The organism is Bacillus sp. FSL R7-0166 (assembly GCF_038008935.1).
Lineage (GTDB): Bacteria > Bacillota > Bacilli > Bacillales > Bacillaceae > Bacillus > Bacillus altitudinis.
Window position 1 is genome coordinate 3,419,168 of sequence record NZ_JBBPAC010000001.1, and the last position, 25,749, is coordinate 3,444,916.

The following is a 25,749-nucleotide window of genomic DNA, read 5'->3' on the forward strand; positions in this document are numbered from 1 at the left end:
GATGCAAACTGAACAAAAGACGCAAGAACGATATTTTCCTCAAGCGAAAAAATTAGAATGGGATAATGGCGTTATCCAATATTCCACTGTAAGAGGCGGTACGGAAGTGTTAATTTCATACGTCCCTCCCCGCACGATCATTGAACCTCACGAACATCCCGAAGCACAAATCGGCATTGTATTAAAAGGTGAGCTTCAAATGACTGTCGGCCAATCGACTCAACTGCTCACCCCATTAGAATCAGCCTATATCGCACCACCGTTTGTCCCTCATGGCGCTTCAAATCTGACAGATGAAGAAGTGATCGCCATTGATATTAAGAGATTAAAGGATGACGAAGAATATACAGCTCCCCCCACTTATTTCTTAGACATTTTCAAAACACGGGATTTACTCCCTGGCATGGAAGTGACTTTTTTTGTGGAGGATTGGATGGAGCTGATGATTGCCAATATCCCTGGAAACGGTGGAGAAATGCCTTTTCATAAACATAGAAATGAACAAATCGGCATTTGCATCAGCGGAGGGTATGATATGACAATCGAAGGCTTTACAGAAAAGATGGAATTTGGCACCACCTATTTCTGTGACCCACGGGAAGATCACGGGGCCATCAATCCAAAGCCAGAAGCTTCAAAGTCTATTAATCTCTTCTTCCCTCCCCGCTATAATCGCTTAAAACCAAAAGCATCTAAGGTGAAGAAATGAAGTTAGACGGAAAAGTTGTCCTCATTACAGGAGGTGCGTCGGGGATTGGGCTTGCTGCTGTCAAGCTCTTCCTCGAGCATGGAGCAAAAGTAGCTGTCGCTGACATCAATGAAAGCAGCGGCAACCAACTCATTGAGTCATTACCGCATGAGCACCTTGCATTTTTTAAAACAGATATTACGAAGGAGTCTGACTGTCACCAAACCGTTCAGAGCGTGCTGAGCCGATTCGGTGCCATTGATGTCCTCATTAACAATGCAGGCATCGAAATTGTCTCACCCATTCATGAGATGGCACTGGAGGATTGGCATCGTATTCTTCAGGTCAACCTGACCGGCGTCTTTCTCATGAGTAAGCATACATTGCCGCATATGCTTGAAAAGAAGAGTGGAAGTATTATCAATACTGGATCTGTCGGAGGTCTTGTGGGCTGGCCTGACATTCCGGCATACAATGCAACAAAAGGCGGTGTCATTCAGCTCACCAAATCAATGGCCATCGACTATGCCGCTCATCAAATCAGGGTGAATTGTATTGCCCCTGGCATCATTGATACACCATTAAACGAGAAGTCCTTTTTAGACAATCACACAGAAAGTCTCGAGATCGTCAAAAAGGAAAAAGCAAAGGTGAATCCTATGCTACGGCTTGGAAAACCTGAAGAAATTGCTGGCGTGATGCTGTTTCTCGCCTCTGACCTATCCAGCTATATGACTGGAAGTGTCGTCACTGCAGATGGCGGTTACACCGCTAGATAAAAGGAGTGCTTTCATTGAGTAAAAAAACTGTACTTGTCATTGCTGACTTAGGAGGGTGCCCGCCCCATATGTTTTATGAAAGCGTGGCGGCATCATACCATATCGTTTCTTATATCCCAAGACCCTTTGCGATTACAAAGGGACATGCCGAGCTAATCGAAAAATACTCCATTGCGGTCATCAAAGACCGTGATTATTTTGAGACACACCCTTCTTTTGAACACCCTGATTCTATTTACTGGGCACATGATGATTATCCAAAATCAGAAGAAGAGGTTGTGGAAGACTTCATTCAAGTGGCTTCCTTTTTCAAAGCAGATGCAATCACGACCAATAATGAATTATTCATTGCACCGATGGCAAAGGCCGCTGAACGTCTTGGGCTACGAGGTGCCGGTGTCAAGGCAGCCGAAATGGCGCGTGATAAAAGCCAAATGAGGGCTGCATTCAATGCCTCTGGCGTCAAAGCGGTGAAAACTCAGCCTGTCACGACTTTATCTGATTTCCAACAAGCCATTGAGTCTATCGGAACACCGCTCATTTTAAAGCCTACATATTTAGCCAGTTCTATTGGCGTCACCTTGTTTCATGACAAAGCCGGAAGTGATGACTTGTTTTTACAAGTACAATCGTATTTGGAAACCATACCAGTCCCAGACGCTGTCACGTATGAAGCACCGTTTGTCGCTGAAACATATTTAGAGGGTGCTTACGAAGATTGGTATGAAGATGAAGGATATGCTGATTATGTCAGTGTAGAAGGGCTGGTCGTAGAGGGCGAATATCTCCCTTTTGTCATACATGATAAAACCCCTCAAATCGGCTTTACAGAAACGGCTCATATCACTCCGACGATCTTAGACAATGAAGCCAAGCAAATCATCATTGAAGCAGCAAGGAAGGCAAATGAAGGGCTAGGTCTTGAACATTGTGCAACCCATACAGAAATCAAACTCATGAAAAATCGAGAAACTGGACTGATCGAGTCAGCGGCTCGATTCGCTGGCTGGAATATGATCCCGAATATTAAAAAAGTCTTTGGCGTCGATATGGCGAAGCTATTGATTGATGTATTAGTTGATGGTAAAAAGGCTGTACTGCCAAAACAGCTGCTTTCTGGACATACATTTTATGTAGCGGACTGCCACCTGTACCCTCAGCATTTTAAAGAGAGTGGGCTTATCCCACCTGAAGCCACACATATTACCATTGATCATGTGTCTATTCCGCAGGAAGCATTCGTTGGAGATACTGCGATTGTCAGTCAATCATTCCCTGCCAAAGGGACTATTGTGGATCTTGAATTATTTGAAGCTTTTAATGGAATCGTATCTCTTGAATTAAAAGGATCATCCTCACAAGATGTTGCCGCGTCCATCCGCAACATTCAGAAACAGGCAACGATTCAGTTAATGGATGAATTAGTGAAGGGATAGAAAGAGAGGCTGCTGTGGTGAAAATGTTAGCATCTAAAATGATTGAACGGCTGCCTGAACAGAAATTCGGCACCGTTTTTGAAAAAATAGCTCAAAAGACAAAAAACGGAGCAAACATCATGAATCTAGGTCAGGGGAACCCTGATCTACCAACTCCTCCCCATATCGTGAGTGCCCTACAGGAGTCAGCGGATGTTTTGCCATTTCAACAATATGCCCCTTTTAGAGGCTTTGACTTTTTCAAACAAGCCATTGCAGATTTTTATAGATCGGAATTCGGTGCTGAGATTGATCCGCAGAAGGAAATTGCTCTTTTCACTGGCGGAAAAACGGGGCTGTATGTCATGAGTCAGTGTCTGCTTGATCCAGGAGATATCGCACTCGTTCCCGATCCAGGATACCCTGAATATCATTCAGGCATTTTGATGGCGGACGCCAAGCCATACAGTATCAAACTTGAAGAGAAAAATGGCTATTTACCAGATCTCTCCTCAATTGATCCTGACATAGTCAAAAAAGCAAAAGTACTGTTCTTGAATTATCCGAATAACCCCACGGGCGCTGTTGCAAATGAGGCATTCTTTGAAGAGGCTGCTACCTTTGCGGACGCTCACGAGCTGTATGTTATTCATGATTTCGCCTATGGTTCATTTCATTATGAACAAACACCCGTGAGCTTCATGAATACTCCTCTCGGGAAAAGTGTAGGAGTGGAATTATATTCTCTATCAAAGACTTTTAATATGGCAGGATGGAGAGTCGCTTTTGCTGTTGGAAATGAGGAGATCATCCAAGCCATCAACACCTTCCAAGACCACGTGTTTGTCAGTATGTATGGCGGATTTCAACATGCAGCGACTGCTGCCTTGCAAAGTGATGACCGTCATATTCAATCATTAAAGGCGATATACCTTCAACGAATCAATTTCTTCATCCGGCAAGCGGCGAGAAAGCTTGGTTGGACAATCGAACGTCCACCCGGCGCCTTTTATTTATGGGCTCCGATTCCTGATGACTTTGAACATTCTCATGCCTTTGCTGACTATTTACTCGAACATGCCGATGTTGTCGTCACGCCTGGAGGAGTATTTGGAGCCAATGGAAGCCGTCATGTACGCATTTCCATGGTTGCCCCGATTGAGGAGCTTGCTCTCTTTATCGATCGCCTGTCCATCCTCCCCATTCGATTTCATCAAAAAACCCGCCTATAGCGGGTTTTTTTCAGTTTATATACTTTTCATCGTTCCACCGTCTACGGAGATTTGTTGACCTGTGATATAAGAAGCTTCCTCTGATGCCATAAAAGCTGCCAATGACGCCATCTCACTCGCTGAACCCACTCTTTGCATTGGGATACCTGATGCGACAGCTTGTACAGCCTGCTCTCGTGACAATGCCTGCTTCGTCATCATATTGCCGATAAATTGTTCATACCGATCGGTTGCAATAAAACCTGGATTTAAACAATTTACCGTAATACTAGACGACGCAAGCTGTGTGGCTGCATTTTTACTGGCATTAATAATCGCTGCATTCATCATACTATTCGTAAACATTTGTTCACCAGGTTCCTTCCACAGGTTCCCGACAATTTGAATGATCCGTCCATATTCATGTCTTTTCATCAATGCGGCTGCACGCTTCATTGTATCGACGTAGGCGATGGCTTTTTGGGAGAAAGCATCCAGCATCTGGTCAGTTTCACATGAATCAAATGTATCTGGCTTTCCTCCTGGAATGTTATTGATCAGCACATCGAGTCTGCCAAACTCCTTTTCTATTTTCTCAAAGGCTTCCGACCTCACCGCTTCAACCGACATATCTCCACAGAATAGAGACAGCGGTTCCTTTGTTTCTGTCATATCTTGAATGTGCTGTTTCGTCTGTTCAAGTGAGGCCATATTTCTAGAGTTGATGATCACCTTCATATCGCTCTGAGCGGCAAGTTTTATTGCGATTGCCTTTCCAATGCCTGTACTTGCCCCTGTTACAAATGCAATTCTTTTAGACAAACTCATCCACATCCCTTTTCATCAATATACATAAAATGACACATACAGAATGTATTTCAACAAAAAAAGACCTTTCTCCTGCGAAAGGCCTCTCTTCTCTATTTAAATGTCGTTTCCCAATTAAATCCGATCGCCTCATCATTCCACGCAATTCTCTTCTCATCTGGGTTTTTTGGGTCGTACGATTCTGTTGTAAAATACACAATCTGCAGCGGCGTCTCCCCTAATACGCGGTAGCCATGGGCAACTCCCTTTGGGATGAGGAGCAGCATCGGATTATCTTCTCCCATATAATACACATCGGTTTGATCCTTTGTCGGAGAATCTTCTCTCAAATCGTATAAAACGACCTGTGCATGACCTGCTGGGAAAAACCAAACATCGTCTTGTTTTTCATGATAATGAAAGGCTTTGATGACTCCTGGGAAACTTTTCGACCACGACGCCTGCCCAAAGCGCTTCAGCATCGGTTCGTCATCTCGAATAAGCTCTGCGAAAAAGCCGCGATCATCACAATGTTTCATGAGTTTTTTCGTTTGTACACCATCAATCATGCTGCTCGAATCTCCCTTCTTTCTGCAAGTATTCGTGAAGTGCACCCTTCCAATGTCTTGGCTTCCAGCCTGTCGCTTCAATCGATTGCAGGTCTAAAACAGAGTAGGCGGGCCGAGGTGTTTGGAAACCATACTCTTCAGTGGAAATGGGTTCAATTGTCGTAGACAGACCGCTTGCTGCCACAATTTCTGTCGCAAAGTCAAACCATGAACAGCTTGCTCGGTTACTGACATGATAAATACCTGCTTTCTGGTCAAACAAGTGAATCAAAGCTTCTGCGGCATCCTTTGTATAAGTAGGAGACCCTAACTGATCATTGACGATGCGCAAATGATCCTTCGTTTCAGCCAGTCGAAGAATGGTATTCACAAAATTATGTCCCTCATGTCCATAAAGCCACGATGTCCGAATGATCTTCACTTCATCTGATACAAGATGAATCAATTCTTCTCCAAGTTTTTTACTCTTTCCATAAATGGTTTGTGGATCTGCTTGTGCGTCGATTTGATAAGGGGTATCCGCTTGCCCATCAAATACATAATCTGTGCTGACATGTAACACATCTGCCCCTACGTTTTTAGCTTCAAGCGCTGTATAGTAGGCGCCAATCCCATTCACAAGATAGGCTTTTTCCGTTTCTGTTTCGCATTGATCGACAGACGTATAAGCAGCCGCACTGACAACAATATCCGGACGGAAATGTCTCATTGCATGTCTGACTGCCTGTTGATCTGCGATATTCAGCATACTCCTTGTTAAAGCAATGACGGTGATGTCTTTTTCTTTCAGCTGTTTCGTCAATTCTTTCCCTAATTGGCCGCCTGCACCGGTGATTAAAACTTTCATCGGTCACCCTTCTTCACTTTGATCATATTTGGCACGGTACCAATCGATCGTTTTTTCGATACCTTTTTCGAATGAAGTTGCCTGCATCCAGCCGAGCTCTTCTTTTAGCTTACTGGCATCAATGGCATACCGCCTGTCATGCCCTTTCCGGTCTTGAATAAACGCGATTTGATCATGAGAGATGCCTAGATGTGTGAGAATGGTTTTGGTTAAATCAAGATTTGTTTTCTCGTTGCCGCCGCCAATATTGTACACCTGACCGGCTGTTCCGTTTTCTACTACTTGTTTTACGGCTCTCGCATGATCCTCTACATAGAGCCAATCGCGAATCTGCTGGCCGTCTCCGTAAATCGGAATCTTTTCACCATTGACCGCTTTTCTAATAATGGTTGGGATTAATTTTTCTTCATGCTGATAAGGTCCGTAGTTGTTGCTGCATCTTGTGATCATGGCGGGTAATTGGTGGGTGTGGATATAAGATTTCACAAGCAGGTCTGAACTTGCCTTGCTTGCTGAATAAGGATTATTCGGTGAGAGTGGTGTTTGTTCTGTGAAAGCAGGATCATCCGGCTCCAAATCTCCATATACTTCATCTGTGGAAATATGAATGAGTTTATTCGCCTTTCCCTTTAAGACAGCTTCAAGCATACGATAGGTACCAAGGACATTTGTTTGGATAAAGGGTTCTGCTGACTCAATACTGCGATCGACATGTGATTCTGCTGCGAAATGAATGATGGCATCATAGGCTTCATCAAATACTTGATCTAGTTCGTCTTGCAGCGTGATATCTCCTTGGACAAAACGGACATGAGGCAGCTTTGATAAATATTCCATCTCCTCTGGATGACTGGCATATGTTAATTTATCAAACACGGTCAGCCGGACATCGGATTCTTGAAGCAGCAGCTTCACAAAATTCAGTCCAATAAACCCTGCTCCACCTGTAATTAAATAAGACTTCGTCATTCGTATCCCTCTTTTTCCTTCATCGTTTCAAACATTTTTGTTGATGCTTCGTGGAGAGATTCATGTGTTCCTGCATCAATCCACCACCCTTTTAACATATCATAGGTCAGCTGGCTATTTGAGATGTAGAGATTGTTCACATCAGTAATCTCTAGTTCACCTCGATCTGACGGCGAGATTTCCTCGATATATTGAAAGACGTCTTGATCATAAAAATAGATGCCCGTGACGCAGTAAGATGACCTCGGATGCTCTGGCTTTTCTTCTATTGATAAAATTCGATGATGAGCAGGATCAATTTCTGCAATGCCAAACCGTTTTGGATCTGCCACCTCTTTCAATAAAACCTTGGCTCCGCTTTCTTGTTGCCTAAAGGCGTCGACAAAAGGGCGTAATGAATCTTCAAATACATTATCACCAAGCATCAGCACAAATTTTTCCCCTTGAGCAAAGGGCTTTGCATAGGATAAACCATCGGAAATACCAGACGCTTCTGGCTGTACTTGATACACAATGTTCATCCCAAGTTCACGATCATCTTCCAGTAACTTTTGAAACAACGGAATTTGTTCTTCCTGTGAAATCAGCATCACATCTACAATTCCTGCTTCTTTCAGTTTGAATAATGACCAATAAATCATCGGGTATGGACCAACCGGCAGCAAGTGTTTGTTGAAAATCTTCGTTAATGGTGCCAGCCGTGATCCCTTTCCTCCTGCTAAAATAACTCCCTTCACATCTACACATCCTTATGTTCTTTTTGGTGTGAATTCATGAGGTGTATAAGAATGTTTTTCACTCGTTCGATTCCTTTTCCATCAATGAGTGAACGTCCATTAAGATGAATGCTTCTGCGGAGAAAATAGCTGTCAGACAGTTTTTGAACAGCTTGCAACAGGTCTTTTTCTTCCACAAGGTCACCTAATCCAAGGTGAAAACAAGCGCCCTTTTGCGCAAACATGCTCGCTGTCACTGCTTGGTGGTCTACTTGCGATAGGACAATGCTGGGCACCCCGATACAAATTACCTCATATAACGTCATACCGCCTGCTACGATAGCCACATCAGCTTCTGATAAAAGAACCGGTAGTTGATCTGTATGTTGAATGAATTGGATATGTTCCGCCTCTACTTGCTCTTTGATGTGAGAGGCTTTTCCTGCGACCGCTAAAATGTCTAGGTGATTTGTTTGAAGAAGCGCCGATACAGCCTTTGATAACAGGCCGCACGGATCACTACCGCCAAGACTGATGACCACCTTTTTACATTCTTTCCGAACCTCATATGTGTCTTTGAATCGTTTAAACTCGTGATCTAACAATAAATAGGGCGTTCCATGATAATAAGCCGTGCCATTAAGCTGCTCGTGCTTCCCGTCCAGACCGCCATAAATGCCGTTTATGACCGTGTCTGCAAGCTGACAGGCTTCCTCTCTTTTTTCCTCAAATAAGACAAGCCTCGCACTGCCACAGGAGTCTTTGATCGTTTGAAGAAACTGAAGATCACAATCAAGCACATCTATGACTAAAAGGTCAGGCTTTAGCTTTTTGATGTCTTGTTGGACCTGGAGAAGCGCATTCGACTCATGCACCATGTGAACGTACCACTCTGGGTGCGAAAGCATTTCTACACAAATCTGATCATTTGTATAGAAATATAGGTCGTTCCCTTCTTGAAGCAGTTCTTTTGCCAAACGTTTCATTCTGACGACATGACCCATTCCTCTTAAAAAACCACCATAAACAACAATCATGATTTTTTTGTTCATTCAGCATCCTTCTGTCTCACAGATTGATTCAAACGAACAATGTCTGGATGTTGTTCACAGATGGAAATGAGCTCAGCTGTCGGCACAGCAATAGAACCACCAGCTTTCTCTAGTAAACGGGTAGCAAACACATAATCTTCTTCTGTATCAATCGTGAATCGATAAGCAGGATATGCAAGTTCTTTGGGCGGTGTGAATAATTGAAGGGAAAATTGCTCGGGATGCTTTCTGATATACAGCGTGACATGCTCACGTTCTGAATAAGTGAGGGGAAATTTGTCGATTTCACATAAAATAGATGCTTCAATCATTTCCCCGGAAATACCGAGTGGTGTTCCGTTCGTATATGTGTAATCAGCCTTTTCCTGTCTATGTTTTTCAAGCATTTTCGACAAAAGCGAAGGATCTATAAATGGATTGTCTCCCGTTAAACGTACGACCGTTTTAGGTTCAAATTGGCGGACAATCTGCGCAAACCGCTCAAGCACATCTGCCTCACTGCCTCGAAACACCTTATAGCCCTTTGACATACAATATTGAGCCAAATAGTCATCCTCTGGCTCGACCGTTGTGGCAATCATAAGGTTTTGCATGTTGTGATGGTAATCATCTGATTGCTTCACCCGCTCCACAATCAAATCAATCAGCGCCATGCCGCCGATCGGTTTCATCACTTTTTTGGGCAGTCTTGTTGACCCCATCCTAGCCTGAATGACAAAAAGCACATCATGCATCATCATGAGACTCCTGCGTGAGTACGTCTTTCCACGAAACGCCTGTATGAGCTGGGATGTCTCTCACAGCCTTTGTGCCAAGTAAAATTGGCATATATCGCGGATGCAATCCCTGATTTTTTTGTCCGGGGCGCAGCACGGCTACATTTTCTGACGTGAGGGTCTCACCCTTTGCAATGCCTTTTGTCGTAAAAATTCCTCGATACGCAAATTCTCGAATCTGTCCTTCAATGGCTGTTGTCGTTTTATAAGAACTGCCAAGAAGCTCCTCTGGTAATGAATGAACGTCTATTTCTGCTTGATTCCGCTGCTTTTCTGCCGCTCGAATGTGCTGAACCATTTCCTTTAATTCTTCAGGATCAAGAGCAAAGGAATGATCCGCTCCGGGTAATGTTTTATCTATTGTAAAATGTTTTTCAATCATTGCTGCCCCGAGCTTCACAGCGGCTACTGGCGCTTCCGTCGGGTGTTCACTATGATCTGAGAAGCCAATGACTGCTTCAGGGAAAGCGGATCTTAAGGTTTGAATCACCCGCAGGTTCGTATATGCTCTAGGCGCTGGATACTTTGCCACACAATGCATGATGGCGACTTGCTTATTTTGCTGGCTCGTAATCGTTTCGTATGCTTCATGAACATCTGCAATGGTGGCTCCAGCTGTTGAAAAAATGATCGGCTTTTGAAAAGAAGCCGTATGACGCAAAAGAGGCAAATGGTTGATTTCATAGGATGCCAGTTTAAAAGCAGGCGGATTCGTTTGATTCAATAAATCAGCCGATTCTTCGTCACACACGGTGCTTAAAAACATCAGTCCTTTTTCCTTACAACGTGTCAATAAGACAGGCAGCCATTCTGGCGGCAGCTCCATTTGTTCCACTAAAGAAAAAATAGACACTTCTTCTCCTTTGGCCGTTTCGTATAACCCCGGTTCCTTTTGATACATCCGATCCGCTTGAAACATTTGAAACTTCACCGCATCAGCCCCTGCTTCTTTTGCCACATCAATTAAAGCAAGTGCCTGATCCAGCTTGCCATCATGGTTAATGCCTGCCTCTGCAATGATAAAGACAGGCCCATCATCTCCCACTTTGCGATCTCCGATATAGAAATGCGCCATCTTACCTCTCTCCTTTTTTCGGCCACACATGGTAATACAAAAAGGCATTTGTTGTCCTAAACCCCATCTTTTCGTACAGCTGGATGGCTGTCGTATTATGAAGCTGTGTCCCCGCAGAAATGAAGTGATGCCCTCTGTCATGAGACACTTTCATCATCTCAATAAACAGCTTTTTTCCGATCCCTTTTCCTTGAACATCCGGTCTAATCGCAAAAAGCTCAAGCCCCATCTCATGCCCCTTTGTCATACCTTGAATCAAGCCAACCACTTCATCATTCACCTTGGCAACGAGGTTGATATCTGCGCGTCCGAGTAAGTTGTTTCTCATCCACTCCTGATAAAAATGCTGAACAACCCGCTGGTCTAAATATGGATCAAGGGCATAACGGCTTTTCACAAAAGCCTGATCACCTAGCAAGACCGCCTCATCGTAATCCTTTTCATCTGGCACACCCATCACCACATCTTGATCTGATGATGGCATCTCCATGAGAGCAGGCGGTGCCTCAAGCCTAGTGAGACCACCGACATAATACACATGGGATAGTTTTTGAACAATGCGGTTTTTTTCAAGATCAGCTGCCTCAAGACGTAAAAAGAAAAAATCACATTTTTCTGTTCTCATCCAATTGATGAATCTCTCCATCAATTCTTTAAAGAGCTGCGCTGATTCAGCTTCCACAAACTTCACATGAAAAATATGCTTGTCAAAAATGCCGCTCTCCCATTTGGACCATTCGTATAGCAGCACTGCTTTGAGCTTAGCGCCGCTGACAAGAGCAAACTGCTTGAATCCTGCCATGCGTTCCGCTTCATGACCATATGTTTTCAGCCAAGTTGCCAGCACCTGATCGTCTATTGCATGAACGACTTTCATGAAGAGGCCTTCTTGTCTTTTAAAATTGACACGACTGCGGTGATGACATCCTGCACATCTTCATCTGTCATACTTGGATAGAGCGGGAGCGAAAGCGTTCGTTTGTAATAAGTGAGTGCCTCAGGGAAATCCTCTGGTGAATGGTTGAAGGTCTCTTGATAATATGGATGCAAGTGAACGGGAATAAAATGAACACTCGTGCCGATTTTATATTCCTTTTGCAGCTGATCAATCATGTCATCGCGTGTGATCAGTGCTTCTTTTGGATCAACTTGTAGCACATATAAATGCCACGCATGTCTTCCCTCATCATGTACAGGCGGCAAGATGAGACCAGCTTCATATTGAAATGCCTGATTGTATGTCTTCGCAATCTGTTCTCTGCGTGTCTGCATCTCCTTCAACCGGCTTAGCTGAACGAGCCCTAACGATGCTTGCACGTCAAACATGTTCATTTTATAGCCCGGTTCCTCGACCTCGTAATACCATGTTCCCTTTTCTCCATAACGATTCCACGCTCCCTTACTCATGCCATGGAGCGCCAGCCTTCTGATTCTAGCTGCAAGGGCATCATCATTTGTCGTCAGCATGCCGCCTTCACCAGTCGCTATGTTTTTCGTTGCATAAAAGCTAAAAGCGGTCGCATCACCAATTGATCCAATCGGTTGATCGTGATAGGTCGTATAAAGGGCATGAGCGGCATCCTCCAGCACGAACAAATCATACTTCTTGGCAATCGCTAAAATTTGGTCCATATCACACGATTGACCAGCAAAATGTACAGGGACAACCGCTTTCGTATGTGGTGTAATGGCCGCTTCTAATTTTTTCGCATCTAGATTGAGTGTCGCCGGATCAATATCCACGAAAATAGGGGCTGCCCCCGTATGGATGATCGTATTGGCTGTTGCGCAGAACGTCAGAGGCGTTGTGATGACCTCATCACCAGCTCCAATGCCTCTCGCCTTTAACGCTAAAAATAGAGCAGCTGTACATGAATTCACTGCTATTGCGTGCTTCGCTCCAGTCAGCTGCCTAAACTCTTCTTCAAACTGTCTCACTTTTGGTCCGGTGGACAACCAGCCGGACTTTAATGTTCCAATGACTTCATCAATTTCTTCCTGTTCAATAAAAGGCAGTGCATAAGGAAGAAATTGTGCTCTCTTTTGTCCCATATCGCTTGCACACCCCTATCTTCATCTCTGAAAATCCATGCCTGTTTTTGTTTTGAGCAGAGAAAGCAGAACATCGGTCGATTGTGCATGCGGATAATGTTCTTGAATGAAACGAGCCCCTTGCTGTTTCGCCAGCTTCATTTCTTGTTCATCCGATAAAATACGGATCGCTTTCTCGGCCAACTCAATAGGGTTTTCCATGTGGTAGCTTCCAAGCGACTCGTAATAAGGGTATCTTCTGCCTTCTGTCATTTTTCCAATCAGTACACTCTTATTAAAGAGCATTGCTTCCAGACCAACTGTTGATGTGAGCGTAATGACCATATCCATATACGGCAGGAGGTCATACAAGTCGATCTCTTTTTTAATTAATCTCACATGGTTCCCCGCGCGCTCAATCGCTGTATAGTCATTTAAACGATTTCGAGCGATTTCCCACGGGTGCGGCTTCATAATCAGCTGAATGTCTTTCCGTTTTGCAATTGTTTTAAGAACATCACCGTAAAAGGCTTCTGAAAACGGCTGTGTTGCCACAAGTACAGTCTTTTTGGCAGGGTTGAAGTTCAATTTACGAAAGACCATTTCCTGTTGAAGCGGTGTTCGCTCCTGCACCAAATCAAATCTCGGGTGACCTGTGATCTCCACCTGCTCAAGCTGACAGCCTTTGTCTACATACCAGTCCTTTTCATATTTTCCAAACACCCCGTGGCAGGTGGTGAAAATCGGCAAAAAGGCTTCGTCTCCCATGAGCGCACCGTGCTGAAGACAAATACTTGTGAGATGACGCTTCACGGTTTGCAAGGCGAGCACACGGCTATATGCATCCTCCGTCGTACCAACCACGACAGCTGTGATCGGCTGCATCTCAAATAGCGTTTCTATTTGGTCAATCACATCAATAAATTGCACAATGTCCTTCCGAAGCTTTTCTCTAAAAAAGACATTGCCAAAGACAGGATGGTGGGCGTAAGGTTTCAATAGAGCATTTGCTTTTTCAATATATTCAACATGGGCTTCTTTATTAACCTCTCCGGCTAATTCCGGCTTGCTGATCACCGGTAATCCGAAATAATCAGCCTTCTTCCAGCGCGCGAGCACCACTGTTTGGTTCGGATGGAACCGCGTGTAATTTTGTTCAGTAAAACGCAGGTGTTCAAAGTGAAGCACCACCTTTCCATGACTCGGACGATAAGGGATACGCTTGATCTGCTGTTTATGCTGATCAAAAAAGGGCTGAATGTCTTGCGGCTTTGGACAAGTCGTTGTCAGCTCTTCACCAAACGCCTCATCTTCCATACGTTCCCTCACTTCAGGGCTGATGTATTGATAAAAATTACTGATTAATCCAAGGGGGATGTGGCGATAGGTTAAGTCTTTCATCAGATTCACATACTCAAAGTACACCTGCCAATAATGATGAATATAATGCGACACTTAAGGTCACCTCCCATGTCTTTGTTTTAATATATGACGGAGCTCCCTGCAGGTAGACTGCGGAGGAAGTGCTTGAATAAAATCGCTTTTCTCTTCTTCTGCCAACTGATAATGAATAGACTGTTCTGTGATGTAGTTTGTATCCAATACCTCATCAAAAGGGTAGAACGGATAAAAGTGATTTAATCTAAAAAAGAACCGGGCATCCCCTATTCGATAAAAATGCGGACTCTCGTCCCAGTAGGATCCAAACTCAGCTCGAATCTTTGTTAAAATGGATGCACGATGTACAACTGAACAGTGATCAATAGCACAAGGTGCATTCCACTGCACCGTTTGCGCAGGTCGAATCGTTTCCTTTACTGGCTCTCTTTCGCTATTTAAATAGATAACTTTTGAACTAGAATAGACAATTTCTTCATTCGGACGAGCATCTAAATAATTCGTGAGCTTCTCTAAACGGTCTGGTGCGTAGACATTGTCATCTGTGGCATAGGAAATATACTCGCCCTTTGCCTGTTCTAATGCTTGATTAATGAGGACGGCATAGCGGGTTTTCGCCGTTCTTTCCTCCAGCGTTTTCACCCCGCTTTGGATAAAATGGACGCGTGGATCTTTACGGAAAGGCTCAATAGCAGCAAGGGTTTGTTCGTTTGATCCATCATCCATGATAAAAAGTTCAAGGTCTGACAAGGTCTGCTGCAACACCGCTTCAATTGATCTGCCAACGTAGGCCGCTTTGTTGTAGCTCGTCATAATGACCGTTACTTTCGTCAATGTTTTCACCTCGGTCTCTTTTAAACTATGGTTATCATATGTGTCTCCTCTTAAAGAGACTGTAGAGTGACCTATTTTTTATAAAATTGGATTTTTTTCATGATCTATCTTTGAAAAACGTAAAAATTTTGGTAATATAAGTAATCATTTATGTGTATTAAAGGAGTAAAGAACATTGGAATATATGAAGAGTGATCTCTCCCAAGAAGAGGAAGCAAAAGGTTTTTTTCGATTCTTTAAAATTTTTGTCGCGACAAAAACGATTATTCGCTCATATGAACATACCTCTATTCCCATGTGGCTGATGATACTCCTTGCAAGTATCGCTGGTACAAGCTGGATGTACGAAGGGTATTTTAGTGAGTATATGGGCAATCATATTCCATATCCTTTTATTCTGTTACACGGAGCAGGTTTTGGTATTTTAGTAGGCAATTTTCTTCTATTTTTCGGTTCTTTCATTTTACAGTGGTTAGGACGACTGTTTTTTGGCAGTAAAGCGCCGTATCGAGATGTGCTCAAAGCTTGCACACTGACGGTCATTTTCCCTTCCACCTTATTTGCTCTTACTTGGATTTTTACTGTGGGGTTGCTTGGTCCGTATACATTTGTGAAAATCTCACCCTATTTAGACCAGCACTATGAAGTATGGTATTATCTCAGCGTTTTACCACTGGTTGATGCGTATACCAAGGCATGGATATTTGGGATGGCTGTTTTAGGACTTGTTGCTGTGATGAAGCTGAGAATATGGCAGGCCTTTATCATTGCCATCGCACCGATCGCCTTATTTTTTCTCATTATGACCCTTCTCTATGACGTCCAGCGAGCTATGAATTGGTTGATGTAAAGAGGCATTCCTTAGATTGTTGGAAACCTTTGCAGTCTAGGCAGTACGAATACGGGGTTTGTCTGAATACTGAGGAACTGCACAAAGCAGTTCCTTTTTTTCGTTCAATGTACATATTCTCTCTTCCTGTCTCATAGTGTGAAAGAGAAAAAGAATGCTATGGAAACAACAGGCGCTTTTCTGCCTTCTGTTTAGAACACCATGAGGAAAGAGGAGGAACGTTATGAAATTGAAAAATCAATTTGGGCAAGGTTCGGGTTTCGAAGGTCAAGATTTTCGCCAGCAACAATATGGAGCAAATCCGTATCCTGCGCAGCAGATGGGTTATTCAGTCCCTCCCCAAACGCAGGGTCAAATGCAAGGTCAAATGCAGCAGGGGTATTCGCCAATGCCGTCTACTGGTACTTCACAAGGAGGCCAAGGTGGGCAAAGTGGCGGGCAGCCCTATCAAATTCCTTCTGGACCGATTTATCAGCAGAACGTCACCGGTCAGCTGCCGCTTGAGCAGTCCTATATTGAAAATATTTTACGATTAAACCGCGGCAAAGTAGCCACGATCTATATGACGTTTGAGGCAAGTAAAGAATGGAACTCTAAGATTTTTAGAGGGGTCATTGAGGCCGCAGGACGTGATCACATTATCATCAGTGATAACAAAACAGGGACACGATACTTATTGTTAACGATCTATCTTGATTACATTACGTTTGATGGGGAAATTCAATATGACTATCCATACTCGATGTCTACGTATTCTCCGAGATAACCTCAAGTTCATATCAACAGCAAGGTGCAGACGCCCTTGCTTTTTTCTTTTGTCTAGGTTTTTGACACACCTTCGGGGGAAGGCTCATAAGATGCCTAGTAGTTTTTATTAAACGCCTAGAGGTGACATCAATGACTGTTGAGCTGGATTATACATCGCCGAATGTCAAATATTCATTTGATTTGAACCAAAGCCCCCTTGTGAAATATGACCAACACAACCTGATTAATGTTTTAGGAAAAAAACAATTAAATTCGCTCGATCAAGTATCTCTGCTGGATATATATTTGAGTAAAAGCAAAGTAGTAGAGCCTCATTATCATCAAAATGCTGCCGAGCTTGTTTATTGTATCGCCGGCTCTGCTACTGTATCCATGCTGAACCCTTTTACAAAAAAGCTGTCCACCTACACCATTACCCCCGGGCAGGTAGCCAATGTGCCACAAGGCTGGTGGCATTACGAAGTCGCCTTACAGGACAAAACCCATTTGTTAGCCATTTTTAACGCATCGACGCCAGAAGTCATCTTAGGTTCAGACCTTCTAACCCTCACGCCTTCTCACATCATGGCACATACTTATTGCATGAACGAAACGCAGTGGAAACAGGCGACGCAGCCTGTGAAGCCTGGTGTGTTTATCGGACCTTTCTGCCACCGGGAGGAAGAGGCACAAACTCACCCTGTCCCCCCTTCCCACTATGTACCTTATTATCAAGCACCTCCGAACTATTCTCCTTATTGGAGTTAAGAAAAAAACCGATGCCCCTATGAGAGCATCGGTTTTCCTAGCTTATAAATTTTTTGCTGCTGCAATCACTAGCATGATCCAAGAAGCGATAAATGCCACTCCGCCAATTGGTGTAATGGCACCTAGAATCTTCACCTGAGTCAAGGCAAGCACATAAAGGCTTCCTGAGAAGAAAAGAATGCCTGCCAGCATCACCCAGCCAGCGGTCGGCACTAGGGAAACACCTGACAGCTTATCTGCCAGAAAGGCGACAATAAACAGGCCAATGGCATGGAACATCTGATATTGAACCCCTTTATTCCATATCTCAATATACTTTTCAGGAATTTTCCCTTCCAGTCCATGTGCACCGAAGGCTCCAAGACCAACCGCAAGCATGGCGTTAATGGCACCTAATATGAAAAATAGTTTCATTCGTCATTCTCCTTATCTCGTCAATTATGTTTATCATAGCGCGGGTCTTATCCAACATTCAACTTTCCTATGATGCTGACACGAGATTGTCGGATTTCTTCTTCTTTCGCAGCAGCACTTGATCGACCACAATTGCAATCAGCGTGCCAAGCACAAGACCATTGCTCAATAAAGAAATCAGCACAGGATGCATGCCTTTCAATGCCCCCTGCGGCACAAACATTGCGCCCACGCCTGCTAAAACAGCGATGCCAAGCACAAATCGAATGCGCGGGATGTCTTCTTTTTCATACTGATCGAATTCAGACATAGCAATCCCAATCATAGAAGAGAACACCACAAAGTTCACAGCCAGCCCCACAGGTGAAGGCAATGCAGAGAAAAAGCTCATCAATAATGGAAATAAACTAATGAGGACAATGAGCAGACTGCCAAGGAAAAATGGCTTTCTCGATGGAATTTTGGTTGTTTGTATAAAACCCGCTGCCCCTGAAATAGGAACAGGCGCAATCGCACCAATCAGTCCGCTCAGCAAATGACCAAATGCGGCGACAAAACCAGCCGGTCTGGCTCGTTTCCGCTCACGCAGTTCACCAAATGCCTTGACGGAACTTTCCACAATTCGAATACTTGCCAACATATTCACAATGAGTAAGATCGTAATAAAAAAGGACGTGACAAGCAGTCCACTGTCAAAGACCGGCATGCCAAACGGAAACAGTTTTGGAAACTCAATGATCTGCTCAGGAATGCGAACAGGCTTCGCTAGTCCGAGTAAAGCAAATAACAGCCAGCCGCCTGCAAGTGCAAATAACACAGAAAACTGTCTTAAATAATGCCATTTTGAGCGGCTGATCATGAAGGTGATGACAATAATCAAGATCGATAGACAAAAGACAAGTCCATCTACCTGATTTCCCCGATAACCGATCCCCATCAGCCCTTTCATGATTGGCTGACTTAACTGCACAACAAGCAGCAGCAAATAAATACCTGTGACAACCGGCGTAAATAAAGACGCAAGCCAATTAATGATTTTAAAAAGACTAAAAATAAAAAAGAACGCAGCACTAAAAATTAACGCCCCTTGTAACGCTTGCAAGGTTTCAGGATATGTAGCAAAAATCGTCCCTGTCATGCCTGCATAAAGGGTATATACCCCCCACCACAGCCCTGCTGGACTTTCATTGATCGGCAGCATATGACCGCATAAACACTGCACCATCGCCACAAGTCCAAGTGAAAAGAATGTACTCTGAATCAGTTCCGCCGACTGCACTTGATTTAATTCAAATGCTTGTGCAATCGCAATCGGCACAGCAATAGAAGCTGCGATAAAAAATGCCATCCACTGAATGGCGCCCAAAAATAGTTTCAACCCGATCACCTTCCCTTTGTCGTGACAAGACCATTAAAAATCAAAAATAGAGTCACCGTTGCCATCTTTCTCTTGTTGACCCTCTTCTTTATGCTGAAATTTCTTTGCACCGCTAGTGCCCATCAATTTCTCTAGCATGGCTTGATCCGTAGACACAGCCGGTGCAGATGGTGTCTGTATAGATGGAGGTGGTGAAATAACCGAAGACTGCGGCATTTGCACCTGTGATGATGTGTCGAGAATGACATCACATAGTGAAGAAATGACCGCCGCTTGACGTTTCACCTCTTCATCATTTCCACTTTGTTTTGCTTTTTGAATGGCTTCCTCCATTTTTTGAAGCAGACTTGATATATGAATATTCAAGGGTAGACCCTCCAATCTAAAAAATTCGTTTTCCAACATTATTTTACCAAATGAACAAACCGAATGGGCTCATTTTTTCAAAGCTGTGTGCTTCTGTTCCTCTTATTTGACCCTTCCCCATGATTCACACATAATAAAAAAGAAACAATATCGTCTTTGAAAGGACTGAAAGATGAGCAAACTCACTGAACTCATTCACAAACAAAAAAACGTGCAAACACCAGCGGTTCAAGATCGAATCCGTCTTCTTAACGATTTAAAAAAAGCCATTAAACATCATGAAAAGGACATATTACAAGCCTTAGCCCATGATTTACATAAATCCGAACAGGAAGCCTATACAACAGAAATTGGCATGGTATATGAAGAGATCAATCATACCGTCAAACATCTTCACAAATGGGCCAAACCATCTCGCGCGAAAACACCTCTGACCCATATCGGATCAAAAAGTATGATCATTAAGGAACCGTACGGAAGCGTTCTAATTATTGCCCCTTGGAACTATCCTTTCCAATTGGCCCTTTCGCCATTAGTTGGAGCCATTTCTGCGGGAAATGCCGTTACTTTAAAACCGTCAGAATTAACGCCGCACGTCTCAAACGTGATTGGCACGATTGTGGAAAGCGTGTTTCAAGAAGATCTTGCAGCGGTCGTTGAAGGCGGTGTGGATGTCAGCACAGAGCTTCTGAAACTGCCTTTTGATTATATTTTCTTTACTGGGAGTGTAGCCGTCGGCAAAGTCGTCATGGAAGCGGCCGCAAAACATCTCACACCTGTCACACTTGAGCTCGGCGGAAAAAGTCCATGCATTGTCATGCCTGATGCAGACATCAAACTCGCTGCAAAACGAATCACCTTTGGTAAATTCACGAATGCTGGTCAAACATGCATTGCACCAGACTATTTACTTGTTCATGAATCGATCAAAGAGGACCTATTACGTGAAATGACGACCTGTATCCGTGACTTTTACGGGGACCAGCCTGAAACAAATCCGCATTTCGGAAAAAATGTCAGCCAGCGTCATTTTGATCGACTTTCACAATTTCTCTCTAATGGCACGATTGTGACAGGTGGACAGCGCAATGAACAAGAGCTCAAAATCGCACCGACCATTCTAGATCACATTACATGGGAAGACCCTGTGATGCAGGAGGAAATTTTCGGACCTATTTTGCCTGTCATCTCATTTGACTCTCTTCAAGAGGCAGCTGACATGATTAAGGCAAGACCGAAGCCGCTCGCTCTTTACTTATTTACAACAAATAAAGAAACAGAAAACTATATTCTAGACAACCTCTCATTTGGCGGAGGCTGCATCAATGATACGCTGATGCATGTCGCCACTCCATACTTACCATTTGGCGGCGTTGGTGAAAGTGGTATCGGACGATATCATGGAAAAGAAAGCTTTTTCACCTTTACGCATGAAAAAAGCGTCCTGCGCCAGACCAATCGCTTTGATTTTTCTTTCCGCTATCCAAATGCGAAAAACGGACTCGACATTGTCCGTAAATTTTTAAAATAAACAGGACGAAGGGATTTTCCCTCGTCCTATTTTGATTCGATGTCCTTGATACACCAATTGATTTCATCGATCCCCATTTGCTTTAAATAGGCGTTTACTTTTGAGAACGGACGACTGCCAAAAAAGCCGTTTCTTGCGGAAAAAGGACTTGGATGAGGTGACTCAATGATGTAATGCTTGCTTTGATCAATGCGTTCTTTTTTATTTTGCGCATGTCTGCCCCAAAGCACAAAAACGACTGGCTGATCTCGGTCATTCAGGACGTCGATGACGCGGTCTGTCACACGTTCCCAGCCTTTGCCTTTATGCGAGTTCGCTTCTCCTTTTCTTACAGTGAGCACGGTGTTTAACAGCAAGACACCCTGCTCTGCCCAGCTGACAAGCGAGCCATGGTTAGGGACCGGACAGCCGAGGTCATCCTTTAGCTCCTGAAAAATATTTCTCAAAGATGGCGGATGTTTGACACCAGGCTGAACAGAAAAGCTTAATCCGTGTGCCTGTCCTGGGCCATGATAAGGGTCTTGTCCCAAAATCACGACCTTCACATCTTCATACGACGTCAAATGGAGGGCACGATAAATGTCATCTGGCTTTGGAAACACGATCTGCGTATGATATTCTTCCTTTACCCACTCACGTAATTCCTGATAATATGGCTGTTCAAATTCACTTTTCATCACAGCCCACCAGCTATCATTTAAAAATGGCTTCATTTCGGTTGTCCTCCTTCTGTCTGCTGTGCCAATCTTGAGATCATCGGTTTTCCATCCCATACAATCTCACTCTCTGATTCTCGTTTTTTCATCGCTGGTTCTTCTAATAGGACAGCAAAGTTCGCTGTCGGCAAATCACCGAGCCCATGCTTTTCACTCAGATCATCTAAATAGTTCTTCCTTGTTTCACCAAGATCACTCGACTGATTGCCCCCACCATCAAAGAACGCATAGATCACACTGGCAGCTGGCACTCGTTTGGTTCGTGCATGCTGCGTAACACGCAGGAAAAAGTCCCAGTCCCAGTAGTGATGCATCGCTGGATCAAAATAGCCGATCTCATCATGTATGCGTCGTTTGTACATACTGCCAGAAGGAACATATGTAGAAAAAACACGCATGTCCTCAATGTCCGCTGTATAAGCAAACAAACGTCTTGATACTGGAAAACGAGTCGCACCTCGTTCTTCAAACGAAACAATTTCCGCATCCGAAAAGACAAAATCAGCGTCTTCCAACGCCTTGCTCATACGTTCAATATGACAAGGTGTAAAATAATCATCGTCATCACTCAGCATAATGACGTCACCTGTCAGCTCCCGCACCCCAACATTTCTTGCGTTCACATGCTGGACATTCTCCTCTAAATGAATCAAGCGGATTGGCAGCTCTGGATAGAGTTCCTGAATCACGTCCACTCGCTCTCCTGCATCATTTACGACCACAATTTCAAAAGGCTGTACGCTTTGTCTCGAGATGGATTCAAGCAGTTCACACAATGCGCTCAGCCGGTTATGTGTCACAATTAATAAAGAAATCTTCATATCGGCCTAACTCCTTTAATAGATTCGTCTTTTTCATTAAAACATAAATCGGCTTTCTTCTCATGATATAAAAGACGGTTTGATTGATCGAGAAAATGGGAATTTTTGATGAAAAGGAGTGATGATGATGGAATTTTTCACAGTTGAGAATAGTAAAGAAGCCAAACAGACGATCGAACAGATACAATCAGCAAAGGACGATGTGTTTGTGTTTGCGTATGACCCCGAACGCTCTGATACCGTTACTGAGTACACGGAAGCAAAGAGCATGACAGCTGTCGATCAAGGGATTTTAGATCAGATCGCCAATGTCATTCGCACCAGGGATGATGAACTGATGGCCAAAATCATGTCGACCGGTGCCGATCAAGAATTAGCCTTAACGCTTTTAGAGGAGCTGAAAAAAGGGAAATTGGTGATTTGTAAAAGATAAAGAATGAGGCGTTCCATGAAGAGTGGAACGCTTTTTTATGCCGTTTCATTGTGATAAATGGAAAAGCTGATTATAATAAGGGGTAGAACAGTAACTGTTACACATCACATTGGAGGTTCAGCAACTATGTCTATGAATAAAGCACTCACCATCGCAGGTTCGGATTCAAGCGGCGGTGCAGGTATCCAAGCAGATTTAAAAACGTTTCAAGAAAAAAACGTCTACGGGATGACAGCTTTAACCGTTGTCGTTGCAATGGATCCTCATAACAACTGGGATCATCAAGTGTTTCCAATCGATACATCAACCATCCGCGCACAGCTCTCAACGATCGTGGAAGGCATCGGTGTAGATGCGTTAAAAACAGGTATGCTGCCAACAGTTGACGTCATTGAACTCGCAGCTGAAACGATCAAAACATATGAGCTGAAAAATGTCGTCATTGATCCTGTTATGGTATGTAAAGGTGCGAACGAAGTCCTTTATCCAGAGCACGCTGAAGCATTGCGCGAAAAGCTCACACCACTGGCAACAGTTATCACACCTAACCTTTTCGAAGCAGGTCAATTAAGCGGCATTGGCGAGATCAAAACGATGGAACAAATGGAAGAAGCCGCAAAACGCATCCATAAACTTGGTGCAAAATATGTGGTCATCACTGGCGGCGGTAAGCTAAGCCCAGATAAAGCAATTGACTTGCTTTATGATGGACAAACCTTCGAACGCCTTGAAACAGACAAGATCGACACAGAGTACACACACGGCGCAGGCTGCACATTCTCAGCCGCAGTCACAGCTGAACTAGCCAACGGCTCAGACGTGAAAGAAGCCATTTATGCAGCAAAAGAATTCATCACAGCTGCCATTAAAGGCTCTTTCCAACTAAACGAATACATCGGACCAACGAAACATTCCGCACATCGTTTGGACAAATAAAACAATAAAAACCGATCCGCCGCTTGGATGAATCGGTTTTTTTTGTTTATCGTAAGCTGAGTCTCTGTGCAAATAACCAATCTGTTAAGCCTGGCGTCTCATAAGCAGGTGTCCATGATGCATGATCATACCCATACTTGCTTGCATACTCGGTATAAATCGGTCTTCCACCAGCTTTTTGAATCGCTTGAATTGTATTTCTCGCATAACTGATAGGAATAATGGAATCATCCTCTGCATGAAATGCCCATATTGGCTTGTTCGCTAAAATTCCTGCCTTACTTGGATCTGCACCCCCCGCAATAGGAATCATCGCTGCAAACAAACGAGGATATGTGATGTTCAACTGATACGAGCCAAATCCGCCTTGAGATAAACCAGTCGCATAAATCCTTTTCTGATCAATCTTATAAGAAGTTAAAACATGCTGAAGCACTTCATGCGCTTTGTGTAAATCTGGTGAAAATTGAAACACATTTGTCAGGTCGATCTCATTTTGCGCGTTTCTTGTTAATGCAAAACCCCCATCCACAGCATTTCGAGCCTGAGGTGCTAGTACGTATGCAGGATGTTTCTTTTGAACTTCAGGAGAAGCCCATAAAACTGCACCATCATTTGCAAGTAACTGCTTTTGATTATCAGTCCCCCGCTCCCCTCCTCCATGTAAGAACAAGACGAGAGGATAAGCTTTACCCCTCTTATGATTTTTCGGAATGTATAATCGATAAGGCATTCCTTGATATTCAAAAGATAAAAAAGATGAGGCAATGTCTTCTCGTGTGACAAAACGATAATTGTACGTAGACGTAGCAAGGCGATGCCTATTTTTGTAAACGCTTACTTTTAAAGTCGTATCGGTATCAATTTGAATAGGCTTTGTATATCGCTGACTTTGAGTTGTCGGCTGGCTGCCATCTGTTGTGTAATAAAGAGAAGCTTTTGGCACCTGAGATTGGAGTGCCACCTCTTGTGAGCGATAATATTGACCAGATGGTACGGAGGCAGTAGGTGTAAAAAATGATGTGTGTTGCGTTCGGGCAGATGAAACGGAAGGATGAAGAAAACTCATAGAAAATAGCACAATGATAAAGGTGATCAGACATTTCTTGGTTGCATGGTTCATATCGTTCCTCCTGTATATGCTCAGATGAATTTTTATTTATTTTGTATCATGACAAAAGGAATGTCAACGCTTTCATTTAAATTTCTGAATAATCTGACTAAAATAAAAAAAGCATACCCGCACCCAGGTACACTCTTTCACCATACTTTTTTACCTACTTTTGCTGATCAGATTCTTTCGCCATTTTTCGAATAAAGGCTTCAATGGATTCAACAAATAAGGCATATTCTTTCATTTGTTTATACGTATCTGACAGCTTCTCTTTTAATTCTTCCTGCTCTAGAGAAGGTTCACCGAGAATAGATTGGACTTGAATTAGCAATTCTTTATATTCTTCACGTTTATCTTCAACATGATCTGCCATTGTCTCCAAGCGTTTTCTAGTCGTCGGCTGCTGTTTTGAATTCAAGTAAACAACCCCTTTTTGTCCTACCGCATTTGGATAAACGTCAGCCTCAGCTGTATATATTTTAAAATGATACCATAATTGAACCTGTTA

29 protein-coding genes are annotated in these 25,749 nt (G+C 43.5%); 10 read left to right on the top strand and 19 right to left on the bottom strand.

Annotation, left to right across the window (positions count from 1 at the left end):
- The first annotated feature begins 1 nt into the window (after position 1).
- From NST01_RS17785 to NST01_RS17800, 4 genes are read left to right on the top strand one after another with little or no spacing between them, the layout of a single operon-like run.
- Positions 2 to 709: a cupin domain-containing protein gene (locus NST01_RS17785; protein ID WP_017368257.1), complete on the top strand. Its 708-nt coding sequence runs from the start codon at positions 2 to 4 to the stop codon at positions 707 to 709.
- The gene (locus NST01_RS17790; protein WP_008343608.1) at positions 706 to 1,467 is read left to right on the top strand and encodes an SDR family NAD(P)-dependent oxidoreductase; all 762 of its coding nucleotides are present in this window, start codon (positions 706 to 708) and stop codon (positions 1,465 to 1,467) included. The genes NST01_RS17785 and NST01_RS17790 overlap by 4 nt, the downstream gene beginning before the upstream one ends.
- 14 nt (positions 1,468 to 1,481) lie before the next feature.
- On the top strand, positions 1,482 to 2,903 hold the full coding sequence (locus NST01_RS17795) for an ATP-grasp domain-containing protein (protein WP_144739644.1): 1,422 nt from the start codon (positions 1,482 to 1,484) through the stop codon (positions 2,901 to 2,903).
- 17 nt (positions 2,904 to 2,920) lie between these two features.
- Positions 2,921 to 4,114, top strand: coding sequence for an aminotransferase class I/II-fold pyridoxal phosphate-dependent enzyme (locus NST01_RS17800; protein WP_341042294.1), 1,194 nt, complete (start codon positions 2,921 to 2,923; stop codon positions 4,112 to 4,114).
- Between the two features lie 15 nt (positions 4,115 to 4,129).
- Here the strand turns inward: NST01_RS17800 and NST01_RS17805 are convergent, their stop codons facing one another.
- From NST01_RS17805 to NST01_RS17860, 12 genes are all read right to left on the bottom strand, one after another.
- Positions 4,130 to 4,921, bottom strand: coding sequence for an SDR family oxidoreductase (locus NST01_RS17805; protein ID WP_272870249.1), 792 nt, complete (start codon positions 4,919 to 4,921; stop codon positions 4,130 to 4,132).
- A gap of 92 nt (positions 4,922 to 5,013) precedes the next feature.
- Positions 5,014 to 5,469, bottom strand: coding sequence for a dTDP-4-dehydrorhamnose 3,5-epimerase family protein (locus tag NST01_RS17810; RefSeq protein WP_035702434.1), 456 nt, complete (start codon positions 5,467 to 5,469; stop codon positions 5,014 to 5,016).
- Positions 5,462 to 6,316 (bottom strand): dTDP-4-dehydrorhamnose reductase, encoded by an 855-nt coding sequence (gene rfbD, locus NST01_RS17815; protein ID WP_144625550.1) that lies wholly within the window; start codon positions 6,314 to 6,316, stop codon positions 5,462 to 5,464. The genes NST01_RS17810 and rfbD overlap by 8 nt, the downstream gene beginning before the upstream one ends.
- 3 nt (positions 6,317 to 6,319) lie before the next feature.
- Positions 6,320 to 7,285 carry a dTDP-glucose 4,6-dehydratase gene (gene rfbB / locus NST01_RS17820; protein ID WP_108611081.1) on the bottom strand — a complete coding sequence of 322 codons (966 nt, stop codon included), beginning with the start codon at positions 7,283 to 7,285 and terminating at the stop codon, positions 6,320 to 6,322.
- Positions 7,282 to 8,022, bottom strand: coding sequence for a sugar phosphate nucleotidyltransferase (locus NST01_RS17825; RefSeq protein WP_079919333.1), 741 nt, complete (start codon positions 8,020 to 8,022; stop codon positions 7,282 to 7,284). The genes rfbB and NST01_RS17825 overlap by 4 nt, the downstream gene beginning before the upstream one ends.
- 2 nt (positions 8,023 to 8,024) lie before the next feature.
- Positions 8,025 to 9,053, bottom strand: a complete 1,029-nt coding sequence (locus NST01_RS17830; protein WP_035389861.1) for a glycosyltransferase — start codon at positions 9,051 to 9,053, stop codon at positions 8,025 to 8,027.
- Positions 9,050 to 9,790 (bottom strand): cytidylyltransferase domain-containing protein, encoded by a 741-nt coding sequence (locus tag NST01_RS17835; RefSeq protein WP_017360114.1) that lies wholly within the window; start codon positions 9,788 to 9,790, stop codon positions 9,050 to 9,052. The genes NST01_RS17830 and NST01_RS17835 overlap by 4 nt, the downstream gene beginning before the upstream one ends.
- Positions 9,780 to 10,904, bottom strand: a complete 1,125-nt coding sequence (locus NST01_RS17840; RefSeq protein WP_025208172.1) for an N-acetylneuraminate synthase family protein — start codon at positions 10,902 to 10,904, stop codon at positions 9,780 to 9,782. The genes NST01_RS17835 and NST01_RS17840 overlap by 11 nt, the downstream gene beginning before the upstream one ends.
- Position 10,905: 1 nt before the next feature.
- Positions 10,906 to 11,781 (bottom strand): GNAT family N-acetyltransferase, encoded by an 876-nt coding sequence (locus NST01_RS17845; RefSeq protein WP_046344724.1) that lies wholly within the window; start codon positions 11,779 to 11,781, stop codon positions 10,906 to 10,908.
- Entirely contained in the window at positions 11,778 to 12,956 is a 1,179-nt protein-coding gene (locus NST01_RS17850; RefSeq protein WP_017368269.1) for a DegT/DnrJ/EryC1/StrS family aminotransferase, read from the bottom strand. Before NST01_RS17850 ends, NST01_RS17845 begins: the two co-directional genes overlap by 4 nt.
- Before the next feature lie 21 nt (positions 12,957 to 12,977).
- Positions 12,978 to 14,390, bottom strand: coding sequence for a capsular polysaccharide export protein, LipB/KpsS family (locus NST01_RS17855; protein WP_341042305.1), 1,413 nt, complete (start codon positions 14,388 to 14,390; stop codon positions 12,978 to 12,980).
- Positions 14,391 to 14,396: 6 nt separating this feature from the next.
- Positions 14,397 to 15,167, bottom strand: a complete 771-nt coding sequence (locus NST01_RS17860) for a glycosyltransferase family 2 protein (RefSeq protein ID WP_025208175.1) — start codon at positions 15,165 to 15,167, stop codon at positions 14,397 to 14,399.
- A gap of 175 nt (positions 15,168 to 15,342) precedes the next feature.
- On the opposite strand from NST01_RS17860, the gene NST01_RS17865 reads away from it, so the two are divergent.
- The 3 genes from NST01_RS17865 (at position 15,343) to NST01_RS17875 (ending at position 17,532) form a co-directional block, all read left to right on the top strand.
- A complete protein-coding gene (locus NST01_RS17865; protein WP_007497779.1) occupies positions 15,343 to 16,017 on the top strand; it encodes a YIP1 family protein in 675 nt (224 codons plus the stop codon).
- 223 nt (positions 16,018 to 16,240) lie between these two features.
- Entirely contained in the window at positions 16,241 to 16,783 is a 543-nt protein-coding gene (gene gerQ / locus NST01_RS17870; protein WP_007497781.1) for a spore coat protein GerQ, read from the top strand.
- 131 nt (positions 16,784 to 16,914) lie between these two features.
- Positions 16,915 to 17,532: a cupin domain-containing protein gene (locus NST01_RS17875; RefSeq protein WP_017360121.1), complete on the top strand. Its 618-nt coding sequence runs from the start codon at positions 16,915 to 16,917 to the stop codon at positions 17,530 to 17,532.
- Positions 17,533 to 17,574: 42 nt separating this feature from the next.
- Here NST01_RS17875 and NST01_RS17880 read toward each other — a convergent pair whose 3' ends face one another.
- The 3 genes from NST01_RS17880 to NST01_RS17890 form a co-directional block, all read right to left on the bottom strand.
- The gene (locus NST01_RS17880; protein ID WP_003215282.1) at positions 17,575 to 17,946 is read right to left on the bottom strand and encodes a DUF423 domain-containing protein; all 372 of its coding nucleotides are present in this window, start codon (positions 17,944 to 17,946) and stop codon (positions 17,575 to 17,577) included.
- A 67-nt stretch (positions 17,947 to 18,013) separates the two neighbouring features.
- A complete protein-coding gene (locus NST01_RS17885; RefSeq protein ID WP_007497786.1) occupies positions 18,014 to 19,324 on the bottom strand; it encodes a purine/pyrimidine permease in 1,311 nt (436 codons plus the stop codon).
- 33 nt (positions 19,325 to 19,357) lie between these two features.
- Positions 19,358 to 19,690, bottom strand: a complete 333-nt coding sequence (locus NST01_RS17890; protein ID WP_008343634.1) for a YwdI family protein — start codon at positions 19,688 to 19,690, stop codon at positions 19,358 to 19,360.
- Positions 19,691 to 19,862: 172 nt separating this feature from the next.
- Between NST01_RS17890 and NST01_RS17895 the strand changes: the two genes are divergently transcribed.
- Entirely contained in the window at positions 19,863 to 21,221 is a 1,359-nt protein-coding gene (locus NST01_RS17895; RefSeq protein WP_061420597.1) for an aldehyde dehydrogenase, read from the top strand.
- A 26-nt stretch (positions 21,222 to 21,247) separates the two neighbouring features.
- On the opposite strand, the gene NST01_RS17900 is transcribed toward NST01_RS17895, so the two are convergent.
- Positions 21,248 to 21,934 (bottom strand): uracil-DNA glycosylase, encoded by a 687-nt coding sequence (locus NST01_RS17900; protein ID WP_008343640.1) that lies wholly within the window; start codon positions 21,932 to 21,934, stop codon positions 21,248 to 21,250.
- Positions 21,931 to 22,758 (bottom strand): glycosyltransferase family 2 protein, encoded by an 828-nt coding sequence (locus NST01_RS17905; protein WP_341042312.1) that lies wholly within the window; start codon positions 22,756 to 22,758, stop codon positions 21,931 to 21,933. Before NST01_RS17905 ends, NST01_RS17900 begins: the two co-directional genes overlap by 4 nt.
- Before the next feature lie 127 nt (positions 22,759 to 22,885).
- Here NST01_RS17905 and NST01_RS17910 point away from each other — a divergent pair, with 127 nt between their 5' ends.
- Both NST01_RS17910 and NST01_RS17915 read left to right on the top strand, forming a co-directional pair.
- Entirely contained in the window at positions 22,886 to 23,191 is a 306-nt protein-coding gene (locus NST01_RS17910) for a general stress protein (protein WP_017368274.1), read from the top strand.
- Between the two features lie 126 nt (positions 23,192 to 23,317).
- On the top strand, positions 23,318 to 24,127 hold the full coding sequence (locus tag NST01_RS17915) for a bifunctional hydroxymethylpyrimidine kinase/phosphomethylpyrimidine kinase (protein ID WP_017368275.1): 810 nt from the start codon (positions 23,318 to 23,320) through the stop codon (positions 24,125 to 24,127).
- A gap of 46 nt (positions 24,128 to 24,173) precedes the next feature.
- On the opposite strand, the gene NST01_RS17920 is transcribed toward NST01_RS17915, so the two are convergent.
- Positions 24,174 to 25,250, bottom strand: a complete 1,077-nt coding sequence (locus tag NST01_RS17920; protein ID WP_035389870.1) for a chitobiase/beta-hexosaminidase C-terminal domain-containing protein — start codon at positions 25,248 to 25,250, stop codon at positions 24,174 to 24,176.
- A gap of 154 nt (positions 25,251 to 25,404) precedes the next feature.
- Positions 25,405 to 25,659 (bottom strand): hypothetical protein, encoded by a 255-nt coding sequence (locus NST01_RS17925; RefSeq protein WP_008359596.1) that lies wholly within the window; start codon positions 25,657 to 25,659, stop codon positions 25,405 to 25,407.
- Positions 25,660 to 25,749 lie beyond the last annotated feature (90 nt).